The sequence below is a fragment of the Streptomyces aurantiacus genome, assembly GCF_001418335.1.
Lineage (GTDB): Bacteria > Actinomycetota > Actinomycetes > Streptomycetales > Streptomycetaceae > Streptomyces > Streptomyces aurantiacus.
In genome coordinates this window covers 1-2,704 of the sequence record NZ_LIPP01000388.1, presented here as the reverse complement: position 1 = coordinate 2,704, position 2,704 = coordinate 1, and the positions used below count along the sequence as shown (strand labels likewise).

Sequence of the window (2,704 nt, the reverse complement as noted above, 5' to 3'; positions counted from 1 at the left end):
CCACCACCGCCACCACCGGAACGCCGGGCGCCCCCACCGGCACCGGCACCGACTCGGATGTCCTCCCCTTCAACGACCAGATCGGCTCGGGCATCCTCGCCGTGGACATCCTCGGCGCTGCCAACGTCGAAGACGCCCTGACCCTCGCGACGGCCCGCGCCGACGGTCTCGGCGACGACAGCGACCCCGGCAAGCGCCACACCGGCAAGGTCCTCGCCGAACGCGTACGCATCGCCCACCTCACCCCCCTCACGGGCCTCGGCACCGCCGCCGCCCAGGCCCAGCAGGAAGCCACCACCCAGGGCGGCCTGACCGCCGGATTCCGCGAGGCCCTCGGAGCGAACGGCTCGCCACTGCCCACCCAGTCGTCCGCCCGCCTCTTCGGCCAGTACCACACCGCGGACTCCCGCCTCTACGCGAAGATGCACCGCAGCGGCGCCCGGCTGATCACCGTGGAGAACAAGCCGCGTATGGAAGCCATGCAGCGCCGGAAGACCTCCGACGCGCTGGAGGCCGGCATCACCGACAACGTCGAGGGCGCGGTGGGCAGTTCGCCACTGGCGGGCAACAGCAACGCGGGCGTGACCAACCCGGGTGTCACGGTCCCGGTCGGCGGCGTGAACGACAGCACCGGGCTCAAGGGAGCCGCGGACACCACCCTCGGCACCCACATCAAGGTCGTCCCCGACCGCAGCATGCTCTTCGCGCTGCCGGTGAGCTGGCTGTCGGTGGCCGAGGTGGACCACCACTTCACGGACAGCCGCCCGCTGCAGGCCCTCGGCAAGGCCAAGCGGGGGCCGCGCGCCGCCGAGGCCCGGACCACCGCCCTGGTCTGGCTGCGCGAGGACATCGCCCGCGACTACGGCCTCCTCGACGACACCACGTTCCCCGAGAAGGCCCGTACCGCCTGGGACGACCAGGCCAAGGCGCTGGCAGACCTGGCGGAGGCCGAGAAGCGCTACTACGACGCCAGGGCGCGGACCCGTGAGACGTGGCTGAACCTGAGCGCGGAGCACCAGGCCGCGCTCGGCGACGACCACCCCGACCCCGACCGGGAGACCGCCCTGCCACAGGATGTGGCCCAGGATCCCGCCGTCGTCGCCTGGAAGGCCGCACGCGACGAGGCCCGCCGCTGGGAGCAGCACACCGACGCCGCTGCCTCGGACCACCACCGCCTGCACCTCGCCGCCAGCCGCCTCACCGCCCAGAGCCAGGGCCTGGCCTCGGCGCCGGTGGCGGACGCGCCGCAGGAGTACACCAAGCCGGCGTGGCGTGACGAGGCGCCGGCGCCGTACACGATCTCCGCCGCGCCTGCCGTGCCTGCCGCCACCGACAAGGCCGGTGTCGTCGCCTCGGCTCCGGCTCCGGCTCCGCGCACCATCACCTCGTCGGACGAGGCCACGGTGCGCGAGGTGCACGAGATGCCGCACGACGGGGCCTCGTTCTTCCACGCGCTGCTCGCCGTCGCCCAGAACCGGGGCAAGCTGGACCGCCTGCTCGGCGCCGACCTCGCCGAACGGTTCACGGACGACCCGGGCGACCCGGTGGTGACCGCGGAGGCTGTCGGCGCCGCCCGCGACCGTCTCGCCTGGGCGTTGGGCGAGGACAGGAACAGGGACCTGCTCGACGCCCTCGCCATGGACGCCGCCGACACCTTCACCCAGGAGGAACTCCGGTTCGCGGGCGTGCGGTTGACCGCCGCGCAGCAGATCGAGTTCGACGCCTTCGGCCGCCTGCCGCAGACCGTGTGGCCCACTCCGGCTCAGCGCACGGCGTTGGCTGTCGCGGCCCTCTCCCGCCCGTTCGCGGCCGAGCCACGCCAGGACGCCGACGGAGACCCGGACGGCCAACCGGCCCCGCCCGAGCGCCGCGCGGGCGACCACGGCGGCGCCGACCTGCTGCCCGTCCTGGCCGCCCGGGTCCTGGGCACCCCCCTCACCGTGGTCACCGGCGAGGGCCGCGACCAGGTCCATCTCCCGCACGGCACCGACTCGGCCGCCGTCGCCCCGGCCACCGACCCGGTCCTCTTCGCCGACGGAGGCTTCTTCTACGCCGCCCTCCCGCCGGGCACCGCGCCCCCGGTCGCCACCCGGCTGCCGGCCCCGACGAGCCCGGCCACCGCCGGTACGGACAGCACGTCCCCCGCGCCGAAGCCGCCCGAGCACCGCAGCCACCCCACCCCGCCGTGGATGCCACCCGCCGACATCACCGGCCCGCGCTACAGCCTCGACCGGAACGGCGTCCTCACCGCACCCGACGGCGCCACCTACACCCAGGGCACTCCCACGGGCCGGGGCAACGGCTTCTTCGGTACGCTCTCCACGGCCCTGCGCCAGGCGGCGCAGCAGCCCGGACTGGAGCGCGCCGAGGCGGCACGACTGCGCAGCCGGGCCGACACGGACCCCGCTCGGCTGATGCGCCTGAACGGCCTCCCCGGCAAGCCGGCCGACCGCGACTCCCTCTTCACGCCCCCGCCCATGAACCTCCGCCCCGGCGCGCCCGCACCGAGTGCGGAGGCCCGCGACGGCCACCTGCGCCGCCACCTCGCGGAGGCACCCTGGGGCCCCGAGGCCGACCGCGCGATCGCCGAATGGGCGGCCGCCGCGACCGGCACCACCGTCACCCTGATCGAGGAGAACGGCACCGTCCACACGTACCCCGGCCCCACCGGGACGGCCCCCCACCTCCGACTCCGCCGCAGAGG

The 2,704-nt window shown here is 75.2% G+C and carries 1 protein-coding gene; it reads left to right on the top strand.

The window, feature by feature from the left end:
• Positions 1–2,704, top strand: a 2,704-nt coding sequence (locus tag AOK01_RS36230) for a DNA polymerase III subunit gamma/tau domain-containing protein (protein ID WP_483855257.1), incomplete at both ends; no start/stop codon positions are given.